This is a genomic window from Kibdelosporangium banguiense (genome assembly GCF_017876405.1).
Taxonomy (GTDB): domain Bacteria; phylum Actinomycetota; class Actinomycetes; order Mycobacteriales; family Pseudonocardiaceae; genus Kibdelosporangium; species Kibdelosporangium banguiense.
This window is the reverse complement of record NZ_JAGINW010000001.1, coordinates 8,785,907-8,809,420: the sequence shown is the minus strand read 5'-3', so window position 1 is coordinate 8,809,420 and position 23,514 is coordinate 8,785,907. Positions and strand designations below refer to the sequence as shown.

At 68.0% G+C, this 23,514-nt stretch carries 5 protein-coding genes; all 5 read left to right on the top strand.

The genetic code is table 11. The features are described 5' to 3' along the window. Nucleotides 1-175: 175 nt before the first annotated feature. Complete coding sequence (locus JOF56_RS39990; protein WP_443667651.1) at nt 176-1,033, top strand: 3-hydroxybutyryl-CoA dehydrogenase; 858 nt, start codon at nt 176-178, stop codon at nt 1,031-1,033. A 52-nt stretch (nt 1,034-1,085) separates the two neighbouring features. Next, entirely contained in the window at nt 1,086-2,063 is a 978-nt protein-coding gene (pip, locus tag JOF56_RS39985; protein ID WP_209644675.1) for a prolyl aminopeptidase, read from the top strand. 134 nt (nt 2,064-2,197) lie between these two features. After that, the gene (locus JOF56_RS39980; RefSeq protein WP_209644672.1) at nt 2,198-3,508 is read left to right on the top strand and encodes a lysine N(6)-hydroxylase/L-ornithine N(5)-oxygenase family protein; all 1,311 of its coding nucleotides are present in this window, start codon (nt 2,198-2,200) and stop codon (nt 3,506-3,508) included. A gap of 32 nt (nt 3,509-3,540) precedes the next feature. Next, on the top strand, nt 3,541-4,578 hold the full coding sequence (locus JOF56_RS39975) for an iron-siderophore ABC transporter substrate-binding protein (RefSeq protein ID WP_209644671.1): 1,038 nt from the start codon (nt 3,541-3,543) through the stop codon (nt 4,576-4,578). A gap of 72 nt (nt 4,579-4,650) precedes the next feature. Then, nucleotides 4,651-23,406 carry a non-ribosomal peptide synthetase gene (locus JOF56_RS39970; RefSeq protein ID WP_209644668.1) on the top strand — a complete coding sequence of 6,252 codons (18,756 nt, stop codon included), beginning with the start codon at nt 4,651-4,653 and terminating at the stop codon, nt 23,404-23,406. Nucleotides 23,407-23,514: the final 108 nt, after the last annotated feature.

Sequence of the window (23,514 nt, the reverse complement as noted above, 5' to 3'; positions counted from 1 at the left end):
CAGCGTACACGAACATGTTCGTTACGAACACGTTCGTCAGATCTTGTGCGCGCCGGTACGATGGCCATGGGCTGCGGGCAGGCGGCCGTGTGAGTGTTCCGGCACTCTGGCCACTTTTGCCGCCCGATGCCGCGATCCGCGCACTCACCAGCCGAAACGCCTTGCGATGAAAGGGATTTCCATGGTGGAACGCGTCGGAGTGGTCGGCTGCGGCACGATGGGGGCGGGCATCGCCGAGATCTGCGCCCGGGCACACCTTTCGGTGAAAGTGGCCGTCAGCGGCCGCGACTCCGAACACTGTGGCCGACGGCGCCTCGCAGCGTCGCTGGACCGCGCGATGACCAAAGGCCGGATCACGGGCTTCGACCGCGACGACGCCCTCTCCCGCATCATCTTCGTGCACACGATCGACGACCTGGCCGACCGGCAACTCGTCATCGAAAGCGTGACCGAGGACGAACAGGCCAAGCTCCACCTCTTCAAAGACCTCGACAGAGTCATGGCGGCGCCGGACGCGGTCCTGGCCTCGAACACGTCCTCAATCCCGATCATCCGGCTCGCGGCGGCCACCAGCCGCCCCGAGAACGTCATCGGCATCCACTTCTTCAACCCGGTGACGGCCCTGCCCCTCACCGAACTCATCGCCTCACTGTCCACAAGCGACAAAACCAGGGCCGCCGCGGAACACTTCGCCGCCTCCCAGCTCGGCAAACAAGTGGTCTGGTCACCCGACCGGGCCGGCTTCACCGTCAACGCCCTGCTGATCCCCTACATCCTGGGCGCGATCCGGATGGTCGAATCCGGCTTCACCTCGGCCGAAGCCGTCGACCGGGCCATGACCCTCGGCTGCAACCACCCCATGGGGCCGCTGCAACTCGCCGACCTGATCGGCCTGGACGTCGTCACATCGATAGCCGAGGCGATGTACCAGGAGTACAAAGAACCGCTCTACGCTCCACCGCCGTTGTTGCTGCGCATGGTCGAAGCCGGCGCCCTCGGCAGGAAAGCGGGCCGCGGCTTCCACGCCGCATGATCAGGATCGGCCGCATCCCTTGCGTCGGGCACTAGTGCGCGATCATGGCTGTATGGCGAATACATCCGATGACGGGCGTTATCGATCGACCGAGCCACACGAGTCAGGCATGTTGGACGTCGGCGACGGCCATTCGCTGTATTGGGAGGTGTCGGGCAACCCTGACGGCAAGCCGGCCGTCGCGCTGCACGGTGGTCCCGGCTCGGGGAGCTCTCCGAGGCTGCGGAGCCTGTTCGACCCGGACCGCTACCGCGTGGTCCTGTTCGACCAGCGCAACTGCGGGCGCAGCACCCCTTCGGCGGCCGACCCGGTCGTCGACCTGTCGGCGAACACCACCCAGCACCTCGTCGCCGACATCGAGGCGCTGCGCGTCCACCTGGGAATCGAGCGCTGGCTGGTGTTCGGTGGCTCGTGGGGCGTCACACTCGCTCTGGCCTACGCGCAGGCATTTCCGGAGCGGGTGACCGAGATGGTGCTCGCGGCCGTGACCAGCGGCGACCGGCGCGAGACTGACTGGATCACTCGTGACATGGGCCGCGTTTTCCCGCGCGAGTGGGAACGGTTCCGCGTCGGCGTGCCCGCCGCCGAACGCGACGGCGACCTGTCAGCCGCCTACAGCCGGCTGCTGCACGATCCCGACCCCGAGGCCCGGGCCACGGCCGCACACCGATGGTGCGAGTGGGAGGACACGCATATGTCGCTGGCTCCCGACGCCGAACCGTCCCTGTCGATCGCCGACCCGGCATTTCAGCTGGTCTTCGCCCGTCTGGTGACCCATTACTGGTCCCACGGCTGCTTTCTGGAAGACGGGCAGCTACTGCGTGACATCGAACGGCTCCACGGGATTGCTGCCGTGTTGATCCACGGGCGGTACGACGTCAGCGGTCCGCTCGACACGGCCTGGGCGCTGCACCGGGCCTGGCCCGGAAGCGAGCTCGTGGTTCTCGACGACACCGGTCACCGCGGCGGCGGCATGACCACGGCGATCATCGCCGCCACCGAGCGCTTCGCCCGCGGTCAAGGCGAGTAATCGGCCCCGGCACAGGGCGACCAGCTCCGCCGGTCTCGGCGAAAAGCGACGTGCATCACCCTTCGTCGGTAGTAGTTGAGGCTCACCTAAGTTAGGTTAGGGTGACCTTGATTGCGACCGATGGTAGGGCGGGTATGACAGACGGTGCAGTTCCTGGAGTTCCGGTCTTTGACCTCGTCGGTGTGGGTTTCGGGCCGTCGAACCTGGCCATGGCGGTCGCCCTCGCGGAGTACAACGAGCAGGCGCCGCCGGGGCTGAGGGTGACGTCCCAGTTCCTTGAGCGGCAGACCACGTTCGGCTGGCATCCGGGCATGCTGATCCAGGACGCGACGATGCAGGTGTCGTTCCTCAAGGACCTGGTGACGCTGCGCAATCCGGCCAGCCGCTTCAGCTTCCTGTGTTACCTGCAGGCCCGCGGCCGGCTGATGGACTTCGTCAACCACAAGACCTTGTTCCCGTTGCGGATCGAGTTCCACGACTATCTCGAGTGGGCCGCCGCGCAGGTCGACGACGTGGTGGCGTACGGCCGTGAGGTGGTGGCCGTCGAACCGATGCCCGGCGGGGAGTACTTCGACGTCCGCGACAACACCGGGAACGTGATCCGGGCACGCAACCTCGTGCTGGGTACCGGGCTGCGGCCGCGGATGCCCGACGGCGTGCGGCGCGGCGATCGCATCTGGCACAACAGCGAACTGCTGTCGCGGATCGACGAGATCGAGGATCCGCAGCGGTTTGTGGTCGTCGGTGCCGGTCAGAGCGGCGCGGAGGTCGCCGCCTTCCTGCACGAGCGGTTCCCGCGGGCCGAGGTCTGCCCGGTGTTCGCCCGGTACGGCTACAGCCCGTCGGACGACAGCGCCTTCGCCAACCGGATCTTCGACCCGGAAGCGGTCGACCAGTTCTACGATTCGCCGCCCGCGGTCAAGCAACAGCTGCTGGGCTACCACGCGAACACCAACTACTCCGTGGTCGACATCGACCTGATCAACGAGTTGTACCGCCGGGAGTACCAGGAGAAGGTCCGCGGCACCCGGCGGCTGCGCATGTTCAACGTCTCCCGCACCACCGAGGTCGTCCGGACCGGCCAGGGTGTGCGGGCCACGGTCGTCTCGCTCACCACGGGCGAGCAGACCGTTCTCGACGCGGACGTCGCCGTCTTCGCGACCGGCTACCTGCCGGCTGATCCGTTGGCACAGCTGGGTGAGCTCGCCCGGTACTGCCTGCGGGACGAGGAGGGCGCGCTGCGCGTCGGGCGCGACTACCGGGTGTGGACGGCGCCGGAGGTGAGCGGCGGCATCTACCTGCAGGGCGGGACCGAGCACACGCACGGGATCACGTCGTCGCTGCTGTCGATCACATCGGTCCGGGTCGGGGAGATCCTGCAGTCCATTGTGGATCAGCGGCCACTGGTCCAGGCACCGCGGCCGGCGTACGCCGTCAACGGATGATGCCACCTACCCCGAAAGGTCGACCAAGAGCGATGTCCCCAACCTTGGCGCGCCGCCTACCGGCGGTACTCGTCGCCGGTGTCCTGACGCTGTCGATCGCGGCCTGTGGCAGTCAGCCGCCGGCCACCTCAACGGCACAGACCGGCTCGGCCGCGCAGCAGCCCGCGGCAAGTGCCTTCCCGGTCACGATCGAGCACAAGTTCGGCAAGACCGAGATCAAAACCGAACCCCGACGTGTGGTGTCGCTGGGGCTGACCGATCAGGACGCGATGCTGGCCCTGGGCGTACGCCCGGTCGGTGCCACCGCCTGGTTCGGTGAGCAGCCCTACAGCAACTGGCCGTGGGCCGACAGCAAGTGGGGCGACGCACGTGCCGAGGTGATCAGTGACGGCAACCAGGTGCAGTACGAGAAGGTCGCCGCGCTGCGGCCGGACCTGATCATCGGCCAGTACGCCCAGGTCACCCAGGAGCAGTACGACAAGCTCTCGCAGATCGCGCCCGTGGTCGCGCAGAACGCCAAGTTCGAGGACTACTCGACGCCGTGGCGGGAGATGACCACCACCATCGGCAAAGCGCTGGGCAAGGAGGCGGAGGCCAAGAAGCTCATCGCCGGCACCGAGGCCAAGTTCGCCGAGATCCGCAAGGCACACCCGGAGTTCGAGGGCAAGAAGGTGATCGTCGCCGACAGCCCGGCCGCCGGGCAGTACGGCGCGTTCGCCCCGGCCGACCCGCGCACGGTGCTGATGACCGAGCTCGGGTTCAAAGTGGACGACAAGCTCAGCGGCCAGACCAAGGACGGCAAGCCGATCATGTTCGGCGACGAACGGCTGGATCTGCTCGACACCGATGTCCTGGTGCTGATGCCACCGGACAAGGCGTCCATCGACCGCGTCAAGGGCACGCCGGTGTACCAGAAGCTCCAGGTGGCCACCGGCGACCGGGTGGTCTACCTGCCCTACACCGAGCCTCCCGCCGGTGTGGCGCTGACGTTCGCGACGGTGCTGAGCATCCCGTACGCGCTCGACCAGATGGTTCCGGCGCTGTCCCAGGCAGCCAAGAAGAAGCAGTAGTTCGTAGCTGCCGTGACCGTGCCGCCGCCGATCTGCCGGCGGCACGGTCACGGCCATGCGCTGAGGAGTGCGATGTATCCGCTGACCAGGGCACAGGCCGGTGTCTGGCGCGCCCAGCGATTCGAGCCGGACAGCCTGATCTTCAACGTGGGCAATGTCGTCGAGTTGCGCGGCGATGTCGACGTCGACCGGCTGGCCGACGCGGTCCGCCGGGCGACCGACGAGGCCGGGGCACTGCATGTGCGATTCGTCGAAGCCGGCGGAGAGGTCTGCCAGGAGCCGGTGTCGTGGGGAGACTGGCCACTGCGGGTGCTGGACTTCAGCGACCGGCCGGATCCGGACGCCGAGGCCGACGCGTGGATCCTCCAGGACTGCCTGCGTCCGCTCGACCTCGGCCAGGACCGGCTGTTCACCCAGGTGATCATCCGGCTCGCCGCGGATCGTGTGCACTGGTACTTCGGCGCGCACCACATCGTCGTCGACGGGTACGGCATGTGGGCTGTCACGGCAAGGGCCGCTCAGCTCTACGCCGATCCCACCCTGCCGCCGGTCCGGCTGGCACTGTCCACTGTGGTCGACAGCGAGGCCGGATACCTCGCTTCGGAGCAGTTCCGGTCCGATCGGGAATTCTGGCTCGACCGGACGGCCGACCGGCCGGATCCGGCCCGGCTGGTCAGCCTGACCGGCCAGTCCGCCCAGCAGATCCTCCGCCGGTCGGCCGAGCTGCCCTGGGGGCAGGCGCAGAAGGCCGCGGCGGACAACGACATCCGGTTGTCCGGCCTGTTCATCGCGGCAGCCGCCGGGTATGTGCACCGAGCCACCGGAGCCACGGACATTTCTCTCGCGCTGCCGATGACGACCCGTGTGACGCCGGAACTCCGGGCCGTGCCCTCGATGTTGTCGAATGTGTTGCCGCTACGGCTTTCCGTGCGTCCGGACAGCACTCCGACGCAGCTGTACGCGGCGGTCGCGAGCGAAGTGCGGGCGATGATGCGGCACAGCCGTTATCGTGCCGAGGACATCGCCCGTGAACTGGGCCTGCCCGGCGGTTTCCCGGAGATGGTCGGGCCGGGCGTCAACTTCGTCGCGTTCCCGCAGCAGATCAAGTTCGGTGAGCACGGCACGAGACTCCGTAACATCCGCCCCGGCATAGTCACCGACCTGACGATCGGCGTGCTGGAGGTCGACGGGACGATCTCGGTCGAGTTCGCCGCCGACGGTGCCGTGTGCACGCCCGAGGAGCTCGCCGCCCACGAACGCCGTTTCCTGGCCGTCCTGCAGGGAATGATAGCGCACCCGGATCGGCCGATAGGGTCGATCGACCTGGCCACGCAGCCGGAGCGCGATCTGGTCCTGGAGTTCGGCCGTGCGTCACGCGAGGTCGACGAGGTCACGTGGCCGTACGCGTTCGAGCGGCAGGTCGCGGCCAGGCCTGATGCGATCGCGATCGTGTGCGAGTCCGAGCAGTTGACCTACGCGCAGCTCAACGCTCGCGCGAACCAGCTGGCGCGGCTTCTGCGGGAACGTGGAGTGCGCGCGGAAGACGTTGTCGCGGTTGCCTTGCCCAGGTCGATCGACCTGGTCGTGGCCTTGCTGGCGGTGATGAAGGCCGGTGCCGCCTACCTGCCGCTGGACCTGGACCACCCGGCTGACCGGATCGCCTTCATGCTCGCCGACGCGGGCGTTCGCACCAGTGTGTCCATTTCGGATCTGGCCGACGGGCTGCCGGGGGCTGTTCTGCTCGACCAGACCGACCTTTCCGCGCTGCCCGGCTCAGACCTTGACCTACCGATCGCGCTGGATCAAGCCGCGTACGTGATCTACACGTCCGGCTCCACGGGCAAGCCCAAGGGTGTCATCGTCTCGCACGAAGGCATCGGCAGCCTGATCGCGACCGCGGTCGACCGCATCGGCATCACCCCGGACAGCCGTGTCATCCAGTTCGCGTCGGTCGGCTTCGACGTGACCGTGTGGGACCTGTGCATGTCCCTCGGCGTCGGTGGCCGGGTGATCATGGTCCCGGCCGAGCGCCGGGTGGCCGGTGCGGCGCTTACCGATTACATCGCCGAAAACGGCGCCACGAACATGATCCTGCCGCCGTCACTGGTGGCGGCCCTGCCGCCGGAGTGTGAGCTGCCGGAAGGCGCGGTGCTTATCGTCGGCACTGAGACCGTTCCGGCCGAACTGATTGCCCGGTGGGCGAAGCGCCTGCGTGTGGTCGCGGCGTACGGCCTGACCGAGGCGACGGTGAATTCCACACTGTGGATGGCCGAGCAGGACTGGACCGGGCCGGTGCCGATCGGCAAACCGGACCCCAACACCCGTTGTCACGTCCTGGATTCCGCGTTGCGCCCGGTGGGCGTCGGTGTGGAGGGCGACCTCTATGTGGGTGGCCGTGGCTTGGCCCGTGGGTACCTGGGCCGGGCTGGGCTCAGCGCGGAGCGGTTCATCGCGGATCCGTTCGCCGGGCCGGGCGAACGGATGTACCGCACCGGTGACCGGGCGCGCTGGCGGGCCGACGGCAACCTGGACTTCCTCGGCCGGTCCGACGGCCAGATCAAGATCCGCGGCTACCGGATCGAGCCGGGCGAGATCGAGAGCGTGCTGATGGCCCACGAGGCCGTCGCCCAGGCTGCGGTCATGCCCCGGCTGGACCACCGAGGTGTGAAACGCCTTGTCGGCTACGTCGTCGGCGACATCGATCCGGCGCGGGTACGTGAGCACGTGGCGGAGGCGCTGCCGGAGTACATGGTGCCGTCGGTGATCGTGCCGATGGACGGGCCGCTTCCGTTGACGCCCAACGGAAAACTGAACTACAAGGCGCTGCCCGAGCCGGAGTGGACCGGCATGGCCGGTGACGCGGCTCCGCAGACGGACACCGAACGGACGCTTGCCGCACTGTTCGCCGAGGTGCTGGGGCTGCCCTCGGTCGGCGCGCTGGACGGGTTCTTCGAGCTCGGCGGCGACAGCATCGTGGCCATCCAGTTGGTCAACCGAGCCCGCGAAGCGGGCCTACGGATCAGCCCGCGTGACGTCTTCACGCACCGCACCGTGGCCGGGATCGCGGCTGCGACCACCGAGCGGGACATACCTGCGGTGCACGAGCCAGGCACTGGCACCGTCCAGCCGACCCCGATCATCCGGTGGCTGCGCGAGGCGAACGCACCGGTCGACGCGTTCTACCAGGCCGTGGAGCTGAAAGTACCGGCCGAGTTGAGCTACGTCCGGCTGCTCACGATGCTGCAGGCCGTGCTGGACAAGCACGACATGCTGCGTGCACGCCTCACCCCGGACTGGACGCTGCAGGTCCCCGAACCCGGCGCAGTCCGCGCCCAGGACATCCTGTCGCTCAGCGGGGGACTGTCCGACGCGGTAGGGCGCCTCGATCCGGCGGCCGGGCGGATGCTGCAGGCGGTGTGGCACGAAGATCGCCAACGGCTGCTGCTGGTGGGCCACCACCTTGTGGTCGACGGCGTCTCGTGGCGCATTCTGTGCGACGACCTCGCCGCGCTCTGGGCGGGCCGCGACCTCGCGCCGGTGGGCACCTCCATGCGCACATGGGCCCGACTGCTGTCCGAAGTGGACCGGTCGACCGAGCTGCCGGTCTGGCAGCGGCAGCTGGCTGGTTCGTCGGTGTCGTTGGGCCGGCCGCTCGACCCGGCTGAGGACTTGGCGCCCACGGCGCGCTCGCTGACAGTGTCGCTGCCGTCTGAGCAGACCTTGCCGCTGCTCACCAGCGTTCCGGCGGCGTTTCACGGCTCGGTGAACGACGTGCTGCTGACCGCGCTGGCCCTGGCTGTCGGTCAAGGACAAGACGTTCTGGTCAATCTGGAAGGACACGGCCGCGAGGAGCACGTGGCCGGCGCGGACCTTTCCCGCACGGTCGGCTGGTTCACCAGCATGTTCCCGGTTCGCCTGGCGCCCGGCGGCACCGCTGTCGCGCCCGCGCTCAAGCGCATCAAGGAACAGCTGCGGGCGTTGCCGGACAACGGGATCGGCTTCGGGCTGCTGCGCGAGTCGCTGGCCGGGCAACCCACGCCGCAGATCCTCTTCAACTACCTGGGCCGGTTCTCCGCGACCGACCACGACTGGCGTCCCGCTGTGGACGCGGACCCGCTCACGGCCGGGATCGATCCGCGAATGCCGCTGCGGCACGTCCTCGAGGTCAACGCGATCGTGCGCGACAGCGACCACGGACCTGTCCTGGACACGACGTTGTCCTGGCCTGACGCGGTGTTGACGCAGGACCAGGCCGGCATCCTGGCCGACAGGTGGCTCGCGGCTCTCCGGGAGCTGTCCGGCCACACCTTCGACGCCGGGCGCACGTCGTCGGACTTCCCGCTGGTGAACCTGACCCAGGACGAGATCGACGAACTGGGTGATGTCGCCGACGTCCTGCCGTTGTCTCCGCTGCAGGAAGGCCTGTTCTTCCACTCGCTGTTCGACGAGTCCGCAGTGGATGCCTACGTCATGCAACAGGTCGTCACTCTGCGCGGCGATGTCGACGGTGACGCCCTGCGCCGGGCTGTCCAGGCCGTGGTCGACCGGCACGACTCCTTGCGTGCCGCGTTCCGCCAGCGCCCGGACGGGACTGTTCTCCAGATCATCGGCGCCAAAGTCGAGCTTCCCTGGCGCGAAGTGTCCGGTGCGGACGTGCGCGAGATCGCCGAGCGGGATCGGGCCACCCGGTTCGATCTCGAAGCGGCTCCGCTGCTGCGGGCCACGTTCGTCCAGGGCACGAATGACCAGCACTGGCTGGTGCTGACCGTGCATCACATCGTCGTCGACGGCTGGTCGACGCCGATCATGATCCGCGAGTACCTGTCGATGTACACGCTCGACGACTCTCTGCCATCGCTGCCCCCGGTGACGCCGTACCGCGACTACCTGAGCTGGCTGTCCACAAGGGACAAGTCTGCCGCGCGTAAGGCCTGGCAGGAGGCGCTGGAAGGTCTTGCCGAGCCGACTCTTCTGGCCCGGGGTGAAGCCGACGCTGCGAAGTTCAGCCTCGAAGAGGTCAGCGCCTCGGTCGACGAGCACCTGACCGCCGCGTTGGTGACGGTCGCCCGCGAGCGGGGTATCACTCTCAACACCTTGATGCAGGGCGCTTGGGCGATCCTGCTCAGCGCGCTGGTGGGACGCGACGACGTCGTCTTCGGCAGCACGGTGTCCGGTCGCGCGGCCGAACTGCAGGGCGTGGACGCCATGGTCGGCCTCTTCGCCAACACGCTTCCGGTTCGAGTGCATGTCCGGCCGGGTGAGTCGATCGCCGGGTTGCTGTCCCGTGTGCAGACCGAGCAGTCGGCGCTACTGGACCACCAGCACGTCGGCCTGGCCGAGTTGCAGCGGATCAGCGGTCTGCCGGAGTTGTTCGACACCCTGGTCGTGTTCGAGAACTACCCGGTCGGCCAGGAACTGACCGACCCGGCCGGCGCGATCGCGTTCGGCGGCCTGGACTTCTTCGGTGCCGGGCACTACCCGCTGACCGTGCTCGTCCTGCCCGGTGAGCGGATCTCCCTGCAGTTCATGCACGACGCCAGCCGTCTGCCCGAGCTCGAGGTCCGGCACTTCGCGGACCGTTTCATCCGAGTCCTCGAAGCCATCGCCGCCGAGCCCGCCAAGACGGTCGCGGCGATGGACCTGCTGACAGCGAGGGAGCGGGACCACCTCACCGAACTCAACGCGACCACCCGGACCGTCCCCGAACTGACGCTGGCCCAGGCGTTCGCCGACCAGGTCGGACGGACTCCGTCCGCGCCTGCGGTCATCTTCGAGGACACCACCCTGTCCTACCGCGAACTGGATCAACGCGCTGAGGGTCTCGCGCGGAGGCTGCGGGCCAGGGGAGTGGTGCCAGGTCAGTTCGTCGCTGTCGCGGTGCCACGGTCGGCTGAGTTGATGGTCGCGTTGCTGGGCGTTCTGAAGGCCGGTGGCGCGTATCTCCCGCTGGACACGGACTATCCGGCGGAGCGGATCGAGTTCATGCTGTCCGACTCGGGCGCGCGGCTCGTAGTCACGGTCCCCGGCATCGATCTGCCAGGCGGTCCTGACTGCGTGTTCGTGGACGGGCCGGACACTGAGGCGGCAGGACCGCAGGCAGGGCTCGATGACCCGGCCTACCTGATCTACACCTCGGGATCCACCGGCCGTCCGAAGGGCGTGGTCGTCACCCACCGCGCGATCTCCAACCGGCTGCGGTGGATGCAAGGGGCGTATCAGCTGCGTGCAGACGATCGCGTGCTGCAGAAGACCCCGGCGAGCTTCGACGTGTCGGTCTGGGAGTTCTTCTGGGCGATCTGCGAGGGCGCGGCCGTCGTACTGGCCCGTCCGGACGGGCATCGGGACCCGGCCTACCTCGCCGATCTGATCTCGAAGCAGCGCATCACCACGCTGCACTTCGTGCCGTCGATGCTCGCGGCTTTCCTTGCCGAGATGGAGACTTCGGCCTGGGCGGGGAGCCTTCGCCGGGTCTTCTCGAGTGGTGAGGCGCTCACCGGTGAGGTGGCGCGGCGCTGGCGCGACCTGACCGGCGTGCCGCTGCACAACCTATACGGGCCGACCGAGGCTGCTGTGGACGTCTCGTGGTTCACCTATGACGGAACCAGGGGAGCGGTGCCGATCGGCTGGCCGGTGTGGAACACCCGCCTGCACGTCCTTGATGTGTACCTGCGGCCTGTCTCGCCGGGGGTTCCTGGCGAGCTGTACATCGCCGGTATTCAGCTGGCCCAGGGCTATCATGTGCGGGCCGGGCTGACGGCCGAACGGTTCGTGGCTGATCCCTTTGGTGCGCAAGGGGAACGGATGTATCGCACGGGTGACCTCGTGCGGCGCCGGACCGACGGTGCGATCGAGTATCTCGGCCGCACCGACCGGCAGGTCAAGATCCGTGGCAACCGCGTCGAGCTCGGCGAGATCGAGTCGGTGCTGGCCAGCCAACCGGGCGTGAACGGCGCCGCAGTTGTGGTGCGGGACAACGCCTTGGTCGGCTACGTCGTCGCCGACAACGTCGACACTGCCGATTTGCGGGCCGCGATGGAAGCCGCGTTGCCGGCGCCGATGGTGCCCAGCACATTTGTCGTGCTGCCCGAATTCCCGCTGACACCCAGCGGCAAGCTGGACCAGAACGCACTGCCCGTGCCCACCCGCACCAGGACGAGCAGGACCGGTACGGACCGGGAGCGCGAGCTCGCCGAGATCTTCGCCGACGTGCTGAGGGCCGGTGAAGTAGGCGTCGACGACGACTTCTTCGTGCTCGGCGGCGACAGCATCCTGTCGATCGCGGTGTCCAGCCGGGCCCGCAAACTGGGTTTCCCGGTCAGTCCGCGCGACGTCTTCGAACACCGCACCCCGTCTGCCCTCGCCGCTCTCGGTGAGGGCGTTGTGGCCAAGCAGGCTGAGGCGGACGGCGTCGGCGATGTGCCGTTGCTGCCGATCGTGCACTGGCTGCGGGAACGCGGCGGCACGATCAACCGGTTCAACCTGTCCGCCCTGCTGGACGCGCCGGAGTCGGTCCCCGAGGCCCTGCAGGCACTTCTGGACCATCACGATTCGTTACGGCTCAAGCTGACCAGGATCGCGGGCATCCTGTGGTCGCTGGAAGCACAGCCGGTCGGCGCCGTCAGCGCTGCGGGCATTCTCCGCGAATCGTCCGATGTGGACATCGAGGCCGAGGCGGACGCGGCGGTCGGCAGGCTTGACCCCGACGCCGGGGTCGTGGTGCAGGCCGTGTGGTTCCGTGAGCTCAGCAAGGTGCTCCTGGCCGTGCACCACCTGGCTGTCGACGGTGTGTCCTGGCGGATCCTCAGCGAGGACTGGGAGGCGCTGTCCCAGGGCCGCCCACTCGACCCGGTGGGCACGTCCTATCGGGCGTTCGCTCAGCACATCAACGCTCAGGCGGCCTCGCCCGCGCGGCTGGAAGAGCTGCCGCACTGGGCCGAAGTGTGCAAGCCAGGAGCAGAGCTGCTGCCCGGAATGCCGACGGGAGCGATCGGCACGGCCAGGCAGCGTGTGTTCCAGTTGTCAGCCGAGCAGACTGCGAACGCGCTCGGCGGCAACGTCACCGAAGCACTGCTGGTGGCCTTGCGTAACGCGGTCACTGCCTGGCACGCCAGGCATGATCGTGCGGACTCCGACCTGCTGGTGGACATCGAGCGGCACGGTCGTGAAGACCTGGACACCTCTCGGACCGTCGGCTGGTTCACCAGCATCCAGCCGGTCCGGCTGATCGCGGGCGACAGCGTGCAGGACGTCCAAGAGCGGCTGCGTTCGGCCCCCGACAACGGCCTGGGTTACGGCATGCTGCGGCACCTCAACGCCCAGACCGCTGCGATGCTCGGCAGGTTGCCGCAGGCCCAGGTGCTGTTCAACTACTACGGCCGGGTCAGCGAAATCGGCCCGGTGTTCGCGCCGGATCCTGACCTGGGCATGCCGTACTTGTTGCAGGTCGACGCGGTCTGCCTGGACGGCCCTGACGGGCCGCGGATGACCGTCACGCTCAGCGGTTCACTGTCCGAACAGGACTTCGCCGAGCTGGACGAGGGCTGGGAACTACCTGGCAGGCAGCAGGAGATCTGGCCGCTGTCACCCTTGCAGGAAGGCCTGTTCTTCCACGCCAGCTACGACCAGTCGGCGCTGGACGTCTACACCGTGCAGGACGCGTTCGAACTCGGCCACCGGGTCGACGTGGACCGCCTGCGCCGTGCGGCCGACGCACTGCTCGCGCGCAACCCCAACCTGCGTGCCGGATTCACGAGCGAAGGCCACGGCCGTCCGGTCCAGTACATCGTCGACGCGCCGGAAATCCCGCTGCAGGTCGTGGACCTCACCGGTGCCGAGAACCAGGACCAGGAGGTCGAGCGCCTGCTGGCGGCCGACCGGGCGAAACGGTTCGACCCGAACGAGCCGCCGCTGTGCCGGCTGCTGCTGATCCGGCTGGGCGAGACCCGCGATCTGCTGGTGATCATCCATCACCTGCTGCTGTGGGACGGCTGGTCGGAGAACCTGTTCCTGGAGCAGCTGTTCCACCTCTACGAGCACGGCGACGCCTCGCGGCTGCCCAAGCCGGGCTCTTACCAGGACTACCTGGCCTGGCTGGACCGGCAGGACAAGGACGCCACCGCCGCGGCCTGGCGTAAAGCCCTGGCTGGGCTGGACGAGCCGACGCTGTTCGGCCCACCGGACCGCAAGGCCGAACCGTCCATTCCGGAACAGTGTTACGCCCAGCTGTCCGCGGAACTGTCCGACCGCCTGCGGTCGGAGGCACGGGGCAACGGCCTGACGATCAACACCGTGCTCAACGCCGCGTGGGCACTCACGTTGGCCGAAGCAGTCGGCCGTGACGACGTGGTCTTCGGCAGCACGGTCGCGGGCCGGCCACCGGAGATCGAGGGCGTCGAGAACATCATCGGCCTGTTCCTCAACACCATTCCGGTACGGATCAAGTTCGACCCGTACGAGTCGGTGCTGCAAATGCTGCGGCGTGTGCAGTCCCAGCGCGTGGAGTTGATGCCGCACGAGTACTACGGTCTCGGCGAGATCCAGCGTGAAGCCGGGCACGCCAGGCTGTTCGACGCGCTCTACGTGCTGCAGAACTTCGTCGACGAGGACACGTTCGACGAGTTCCGGAACCGTTACGACATCAGCAAGTCCGACAGCGTCGACGCCACCCACTACCCGGTCGGCCTGGTCGTCACACCGGCCACGCGGCTACGGCTGAAACTGTCGTTCCGGCCCGATGTCCTGGACCGCCCGTTCGCCGAAGGCCTGCTCTCCAAGTTCGTACTGGTGCTGCAACGGCTGACCGCGGACATGTCCCGGCCGGTCGGCGCGCTGGACCTGTTGTCCCTGCGCGAACACAAGGAACTCACCGCGCTCTGGGACTCCACCAGCAACGAGATGTTCCCCGAGACCGTCGCGGACATGCTCGCCTCCCAGTCGGCCCGCACCCCGGACGCGATCGCGCTGGTGTTCGGCGATGAGCAGGTCACCTACGCAGAACTGGACGCCCGGATCAACCGGATGGCGCGGCTGCTGATGGCAGGCGGTGCCGAGCCGGAGCAGGTGATCGCGCTCGCGCTGCCGCGTTCCATCGACATGGTCGTCGCGTTGTTCGCGGTGCTGCGGACCGGTGCCGCGTACCTGCCGCTGGAACTGGACTACCCGGTCGAGCGGCTGGAGATGATGATCGCGGACGCCAAACCGATCACGCTGGTCTCCACCCGCGCGGTCGCAGCGCGTCTGTCCGACGGCACGCCCAGGGTCCTGCTCGACCAGACCGATTTCACCGACATCCCCGGTGGCCCCCTGGAAGGTGTGGAGCGGCCGCAGTTCAGCCTGGAACACCCGGCGTACGTGATCTACACGTCCGGGTCCACCGGCAAGCCGAAGGGCGTGGTCACGCCCTACCGCGGCCTGACCAACATGCAGTTCAACCACCAGGAGGCGATCTTCGCGCCCGCGATCGCCTCGGCGGGCGGGCGCCGGCTGCGGATCGCGCACACGGTGTCGTTCTCGTTCGACATGTCCTGGGAAGAGTTGCTGTGGCTCGTCGAGGGCCACGAGGTGCATGTCTGCGACGAGGAACTGCGCCGGGATGCCCGTGCACTGGTGTCGTACTGCGACGCCAACAAGATCGATGTCGTCAACGTGACCCCGACGTACGCGCACCTGCTGATCGAGGAAGGCCTGCTGGACAACCACCGGCCCGCGCTCGTTCTGCTGGGCGGCGAGGCCGTGTCGGAGACCGTGTGGTCGCGCCTGCGGGACACCGAAGGGACGTACGGCTACAACCTGTACGGCCCTACCGAGTACACGATCAACACGCTCGGCGGCGGCACCGACGACAGCGACACCCCCACAGTCGGCAAACCGATCTGGAACACCCGTGCGTACATTGTGGACCGTTGGCTGCGGCCGGTTCCGGACGGCGTTCCCGGCGAGCTGTACATCAGCGGGACCGGCCTGGCCCGTGGTTATCTCGACCGGCCCAGTCTGACCGCGGACCGGTTCGTGGCCGATCCGTTCGGGGCACCGGGCGCACGGATGTACCGGACGGGCGACCTGGTCCGGCGACGGCCGGACGGCAACCTGGACTTCCTCGGGCGCACCGACGACCAGGTCAAGATCCGTGGCTACCGGGTGGAACTCGGCGAGATCGAGACCGCGCTCGCTCAGCACCCGAGGATCGCGCAGGCCGCCGTGGTCATCCGCGACGACCGGCTGGTCGGCTACATCGTCCCGGCGGAACTCAGCGGTGCGGCCCGGGATTCCGTTGAAGCCGAGCAGATCGGCGAATGGCAGCAGATCTACTCCGACGAGTACACCGAGATCCCGACTGCGGTGTTCGACGAGGACTTCGCCGGCTGGGACTCCAGCTACGACGGCAAGCCCATCCCGGTGGAGCACATGCGCGAGTGGCGCGCGGCGACCGTGGACCGGATTCGTTCGCTGCAGCCAAAACGGATCCTTGAGGTCGGTGTGGGTACGGGTCTGCTGATGTCGCAGCTCGCGCCGGACGCGGAGGCGTACTGGGCGACGGACTTCGCCGCGCCGGTGATCGAGAAGCTGCGCCGCGACCTGCAGCGGGACCCCGCACTGGCCTCGAAGATCGAGCTGCGGGCACAGCCCGCGCACGTCACCGACGGGCTGCCGGGCGGGTTCTTCGACACCGCGGTGATCAACTCGGTGATCCAGTACTTCCCGAGCGTGGACTACCTGACCCAGGTGATCACGAGCGTGCTGGACCTGCTCGCGCCGGGCGGCAAGCTGTTCATCGGCGACGTGCGCAACCTCAGGCTCGCACGGGCGTTCCAGACCGGCATCCAGCTGTCACGCGCCACCGGCCAAGCCGACGCGGCCCAGTTGCGCCGCGCGATCGAGCGTGGCGTGTCGCTGGAGAAGGAACTGCTGATCGACCCGGACTACTTCAGCCGATTCCCGGGCACCGAACTGTGTACCAAGCGAGCCCGGCAGCACAACGAACTGAGCCGCTACCGCTACGACGTGGTGATCTACCGTGCGCCCGCGGAGACCGTGCCGGTGGCCAAGGCGCCTCGCCTGGTCTGGGATTCGGTCGAGGATGTGGAGACTGAGCTGCGTAGGCGGCCAGACGTGCTGCGCGTGACCCGTATCCCGGACGCCCGGACAGCCGGTGAGATCAACGCGATGCGGGCGTTGGACGAAGGCCGTCCGGTGTCTGAGGTGTTCGGGCATCTGCAGGCAGGCGGCGGGGTCGAGCCGGAAGACATGCACGCGCTGGGCGCACGGCTCGGGTATCACGTCCGTACAACGTGGACGGCGGGCCATGAGGGCTGTTTCGACGCCGTGTTCACGGTTTCGGACGCGTTGACCTCCGGGCTGTACCTGCCGGGCCAGGCTCCGGCTCTGGCGAACACACCGACCGCGGCCCGCGGCACCAACGCGCTGGTGCAGGAGTTGCGTGAGGACCTCAAACAGCGGCTGCCCGAGTACATGGTGCCCGCGGCCTTCGTCACGCTGGGCAGCTTGCCGTTGACGGACAACGGAAAGCTGAACATCAAGGCCCTGCCGGACGCGGACCCGGCGGTCTCACTGACCGTGAGCCGGGCGCCGGAGAACGAGACCGAAGAGATCCTGTGCGCCCTGTTCGCCGAGGTGCTCGGACTGCCCGAGGTCGGCGTCGAGGACAACTTCTTCGACCTCGGCGGCCATTCGTTGCTGGCCACGCGGCTGATCAGCCGCGCCCGCACCGAACTCGGCGCGGAACTGGCGATCCGTGACCTCTTCGAAGCGCCGGCACCGGCTTTGCTGGCACTGCGTGCCTCGGACGGCGAGCCCGCGAGGCCTGCGGTCCGGCCGTACGACCGGCCTTCGCGAGTCCCGGTTTCCTTTGCCCAGCAACGAATGCTGCTGGTCGACCGGATCGCCGGGGGAGACCTCGCCTACAACTTCCCGCTCGTGTTCCGCGTGCAGGGGCTGGATGTGCGGGTGTTGCAGGCCGCGGTGAACGATGTCGCCCAGCGGCACGAGTCGTTGCGGACTGTGTTCATCGACGGTGAGTTCCAGGAGATCCTGGACGTCGAGCCACCGTTCGTGGTGGCGCCTTATTCGGCGGAGGCCGTGGCTGACTTCGTCCGGCGCCCGTTCGACCTCGCCACCGAGATCCCGTTGCGGGTCGGCGTGTTCGAGGACGGCTCCGAGCACGTGATCGCGGTCCTGCTGCACCACATCACTACCGACGAATGGTCTGACCGGCCATTGCTGATCGACCTGACCACGGCGTATCGCGCCTGGTCGGCCGGCGCGGCACCGGACTGGGAGCCGTTGCCGGTGCAGTACGCGGACTACACGCTGTGGCAGCGTGACCTGCTCGAAGAGGTCGGCCAGGCCCAACTGGACTTCTGGGTCGACGCGCTGGGAGACCTGCCCGAGGAACTGACCCTTCCGGTCGACCGGCCTCGCCCGGCGGAGCGAACCGGCGAGGGCGGCAAGGTGCAGGTGGAGCTGTCCCCGGACATGGTTCGTGCGCTGCGTGAGCTGTCGAACCGGTCTGGCGCGAGCATGTTCATGGTGTTACAGGCCGCTGTCGCGACCCTGTTGCACCGACTGGGCGCGGGCATGGACATCCCGCTGGGCGCGCCTGTCGCGGGCCGCACCGACGCTGCCGTGAACGACCTGGTCGGGTTCTTCGTCAACACGGTGGTGCTGCGTACGGATCTGACTGGGAACCCGACGTTCGCCGGGCTGCTGGCCCGGGTGCGGGAAGCCGACCTGGCCGCGTTCTCCAACCAGGACGTGCCGTTCGAACGTGTCGTGGAGACGGTCAACCCCGTCCGGGCCGCCGGGCGGAACCCGCTGTTCCAGGTCATGCTCGGCTACCACGTGCGGACGGGCGTCGAAGAGAGCGTGCTCGGGCTGCCCGCGCAGTGGTACCCGCTCGACACCGGGCAGGCCAAGTTCGACCTGCACTTCACGTTCGTCGACCGTACCGACGAGATCACCGTGCAGTTGGAGTACGCACGCGACCTCCTCGATCCGTCCACAGCGGACAGTCTCGCCGCCCGGCTCGTGACGTTGCTCGGCCAGGTGTCGGCGCAACCCGACCTGCCGGTCGGCAACACAGACCTGCTGTCGGGCGACGAGTACCGGACCGTGGTCTCGGAGTGGAACTCGACCGCTCACCCGGTGCCCGCTACGACATTGCCCGCGCTGTTCTCAGCGCAGGTCGCCCGGACGCCTGACGCGGTCGCCGTGGTGTTCGAGGACGTGTCGCTGACCTACGCGCAGCTTGATGCGAAGGCCGCCAACCTGGCTCGATTCCTTGTTTCGCAAGGAGTTCGGCCGGACTCAGTGGTCGCGGTGGCGCTGCCCAGGTCGCTGGAACTGCTGATCGCGCTGTACGCGGTGCACAAGGCCGGAGCCGCCTACCTGTCGGTGGACCTCGACTATCCGGCCGAGCGGGTTTCATACATGCTGTCCGACGCGCAGCCCGCGTACGTGATCGACAACCCGGCTCTGGTCGGCGACCCGTCTGCGGCGGATGCCGACCTTGCCGCAGTTTCGCCGCATCACGCGGCATACGTGATCTACACGTCCGGCTCGACCGGACGCCCCAAGGGTGTGGTCGTGCCGCATGCCGGGATCGTGAACCGGCTGCTGTGGATGCAGAACACCTACCAGCTGAGCGCCGACGACCGGGTACTGCAGAAGACTCCGTCCAGCTTCGACGTGTCGGTGTGGGAGTTCTTCTGGCCGTTGATCACGGGCGCGACGCTTGTGGTGGCGAAGCCGGAAGGCCATAAAGACCCGAGGTACCTGGCCGGGTTGATCCAGTCGCACGGCATCACCACGGCGCATTTCGTGCCGTCGATGCTGGATGCGTTCCTGGCCGAACCCCAGACCGCGGCCTGCACCAGCCTGCGCAGGATCTTCGCCAGTGGCGAGGCACTACCTGCCGAGGTCGCGGCCAAGTTCTTGCGGTTGCTGGGCGCTGAGTTGCACAACCTGTACGGCCCGACCGAGGCATCAGTGGACGTGACGTACTGGCCTGTCACGGACACCGGCCGGGTGCCGATCGGCCGTCCGGTCTGGAACACCGAAGTCTACGTGCTCGACGCCGGGCTCCGCCCGGTCCCGCCCGGCACGGCCGGCGAGCTTTACCTCGCAGGCACGCAACTGGCCCGTGGCTACCTGAACCGGCCTGGTCTGACGGCTGACCGGTTCGTGGCCAATCCCTTCACACCCGGGACACGGATGTACCGGACAGGCGACCTCGCCCGGTGGAGCGCCGACGGCGTGCTGGAGTTCCTCGGCCGCGCCGACGACCAGGTCAAGGTCCGGGGCTTGCGGATCGAGCTCGGCGAGATCGAGTCGGTGCTGCTGCGCGCTCCGGACGTGTCCCAGGCCGTTGTCGTGGTCCGTGACCAGCAACTGGTCGCATACATCGTCGGGGAGGTGCCTCGCCGGGAGCACCTGGCCGAGGCATTGCCGGAGTACATGGTCCCGGTGTCGATCGTGGCACTGGACGAGCTTCCGTTGACACCGAGCGGGAAGCTCGATCGCAAGGCGTTGCCGTCGCCCGTGTTCGAGGTGTCGGACTCCGCGCCGCGGACCGGGCTGGAAGCGGCGTTGTGCGAGTTGTTCGCCGACGTGCTGGGCATCGACCGGATCGGGATCGACGACGACTTCTTCGCCGTCGGCGGGCATTCCCTGCTGGTGATGCGGCTGGCCGGGCGGATTCGCGCAGAGCTTGGCCGGGAAGTCACGTTGCGGGCCGTGTTCGACGCGCCCACAGTCGCCGGACTGGCCGCACGGCTTGGCTCTGAGGGCATGGCCCGCCCAGCGCTCGCATCCATGCAGCGGCCCGAGCGGATCCCGCTGTCGTTCGCGCAGCACCGCCTGTGGATCCTCGACCAGGTCGAAGGCCCGAACGCGACGTACAACATCCCGTTGGCCTGGCGGCTGTCGGGGGCGTTGGACATCGCAGCCCTACAGGCCGCCCTGGCAGACGTCCTGGCCAGGCACGAGGCCCTGCGGACCGTGTTCCCGGCCGACGCGGGCACGCCCTATCAGTCCATTCAGGACGCTCCTGGCGTGCCGTTGGTCGCCGAGCAGGTGACCGAGGGTGAACTGGCTGGGCGGCTGGACGAGGCGGCCGGGTACACATTCGCGCTCGACTCGGAAATCCCTGTGCGGGCGACGGTGTTCTCCATCGCGCCGGATGATCACGTGCTTCTGCTGCTGGTGCACCACATCGCGGGTGACGAGTGGTCTAGCCTTCCGTTGGCCAAGGACCTCGGCACGGCGTACACCGCCCGGCTCGCTGGCAGCGCACCGAGCTGGGAACCGCTACCCGTGCAATACGCCGACTACGCGCTGTGGCAACGTGACCTGGTCGCTTCCGTGGCCGGATCCCAGCTGGAGTTCTGGGCGGAGACACTGCGTAACCTGCCGGACGAACTGACCCTGCCGACCGATCGGGCCCGCCCCGCCGAGGCGAGCTACCGGGGCGCCCAAGTCGACGTCGCCGTGCCACCGGCTGTGGAAGCGGCGTTGCAGGAACTGGCCCGCAAGCACGACGTCAGCATGTTCATGCTGTTCCACGCCGTGATCGCAACGTTCCTGCACCGGATCGGTGCGGGCACCGACATCCCGCTCGGCACCCCGATCTCCAGCCGCTCGGAAGCGGCGCTGGCGGATCTCGTCGGGTTCTTCCTCAACACCCTGGTGCTGCGGACGGACCTGAGCGGCGACCCGGCGTTCACCGAGTTGCTGACCCGGGTCCGGGATGCCGACCTGGCCGCGTTCGAGCACCAGGACGTGCCGTTCGAGCAGGTCGTGGACGCGGTCAATCCGGTGCGGACCCTGGCCCGGCACCCGTTGTTCCAGGTGATGATCGTCTACCTGGCCGAGGGCGCGGGCACACCAGGCTTCGGGGACCTGACGGCTCGGATGGAGCCCGTGGGCCAGCACACCGCCAAGTTCGACCTGTCGTTCGACTTCGTCGCCGGGTACGGCGGCCGGATCGAATACAGCGCGGACCTGTTCGACCGGTCCACAGTGGAGCGGATGGCGGCCGGGCTGAGCGTGCTGTTCGAAGCCGTCGCGGCCAACCCGGACGCCCCGGTCGGGCAGCTGGCGATTCTCGGTGACGATGATCGTGACCAGATCCTGGGGGAGTGGAACGCCACCGAGCTGGATGTTCCACAGTCGACAGTCGCCGCCTTGTTCGAGGCGCAGGCTCAGCAGGACCCCTCCGCGGTCGCGGTCGTGTCGGATGACGTGAGCTGGACGTTCGCGGAACTCGACGCCCGTGCCAACCAGTTCGCCCGGATGCTTGCCGCCCAAGGGGTCGGCCCGGAGCAGATCGTGGCCTTGCAGCTGCCACGGTCGGCGGACTATCTGATGGCGATTCTGGCTGTGCACAAGGCCGGTGGGGCGTACCTGCCGATCGATCCGGACCTGCCGCAGCAGCGGATCGACGCGATGCTGGCCGACGCACAGCCGAAGGTCGTGCTCACCGAGATCCCCGCTCTGGACGGACAATCCACCGACGCACTCGGTGATGTGGGACTGTTGCCCGGGCATCCGGCGTACGTGATCTACACGTCCGGCTCGACGGGCACGCCGAAGGGTGTCGTGGTCAGCCACCAGAGCGTGGTGAACCTCTTCCACAGCCACCGGGAGACGCTGTACCGCCCGGTCGGCAGGCGGCATCTGAAGGTGGGCCACGCGTGGTCGTTCTCGTTCGACGCGTCCTGGCAGCCGCAGTTGTGGCTGCTGGACGGGCATGCCATCCACCTGATGTCCGACGAGACACGCCGTGACCCGGCACTCGTGGTCGAGGAGATCACGCGGCACGGCATCGACTTCATCGAGCTGACACCGTCCTTCCTGGCCCAGACGGGTCTCGTGGACGACTGCCCGCTCGCCGTGGTCGGCTTCGGCGGCGAGGCAGTGTCCGACGCCCTGTGGGCCAAGCTCCGCGCACTACCGCGAACCGAGGCGTACAACCTTTACGGCCCAACGGAATGCACAGTCGACTCGTTGGTCGCCCGAGTCGCCGACAGCTCGAAGCCAGTCGTGGGCCGTGCGGTGCACAACGCCCAGGCATACGTGCTGGACGCTCACCTGCAGCCCGTTCCTCCGGGCGTGACAGGGGAGCTGTACCTCGCGGGCGCCGGGCTCGCCCGCGGCTACCTCGGCCAGACAGCCTTGACAGCATCCCGGTTCGTCGCGAACCCCTTCACCCCCGGGGCCAGGATGTACCGCACCGGCGACCTCGCCAGCTGGACACCGGACGGTCTCCTGGAATACGGCGGCCGCACCGACGACCAGGTCAAGGTCCGCGGCTTCCGGATCGAACCAGCCGAGGTCGAGTCGGCGATCACCCAGCACCTGGCGGCGCGGGAAGCCCTCGTGCTCGTCCGGTCCGGCAGGCTCGTCGCCTACGTGATCGGCGATGAAACCGACCTGCGGCCCCACCTGACGGCATCACTACCGGACTACATGGTGCCAGCCGCCTTCGTGTGGCTCGACAGCTTCCCGGTGCTGAGCAACGGAAAGCTGGACCGCAACGCGTTGCCTGCCCCGGACTTCGCGGCACTGTCAACCAGGCGCCCACCCAGCACAGACCTCGAACGAAAGCTGCTCGACGTCTTCACCACCGTGCTGGACCTGTCAGACCTGGGCATCGACGACGACTTCTTCACCCTCGGCGGCGACAGCATCCTGGCCATGCGCCTCGTAGCCCAGGCCCGCGAGGCAGGCCTGCCGATAACCCCACGCCAACTCTTCCAACACCGAACAGTCGCCGGCCTGATCAGACTCATGGAGGAGGTTCTGCCAGTTTGACGCGCACCCGTCCCACATCGGGAAGCGGCAGGCACTTCCGGCTGGACGATCTGTAGCCGGAGTTCACTCTGTGGAACCTCGGTGTGGTGGCGGGTACTTCGATGATCA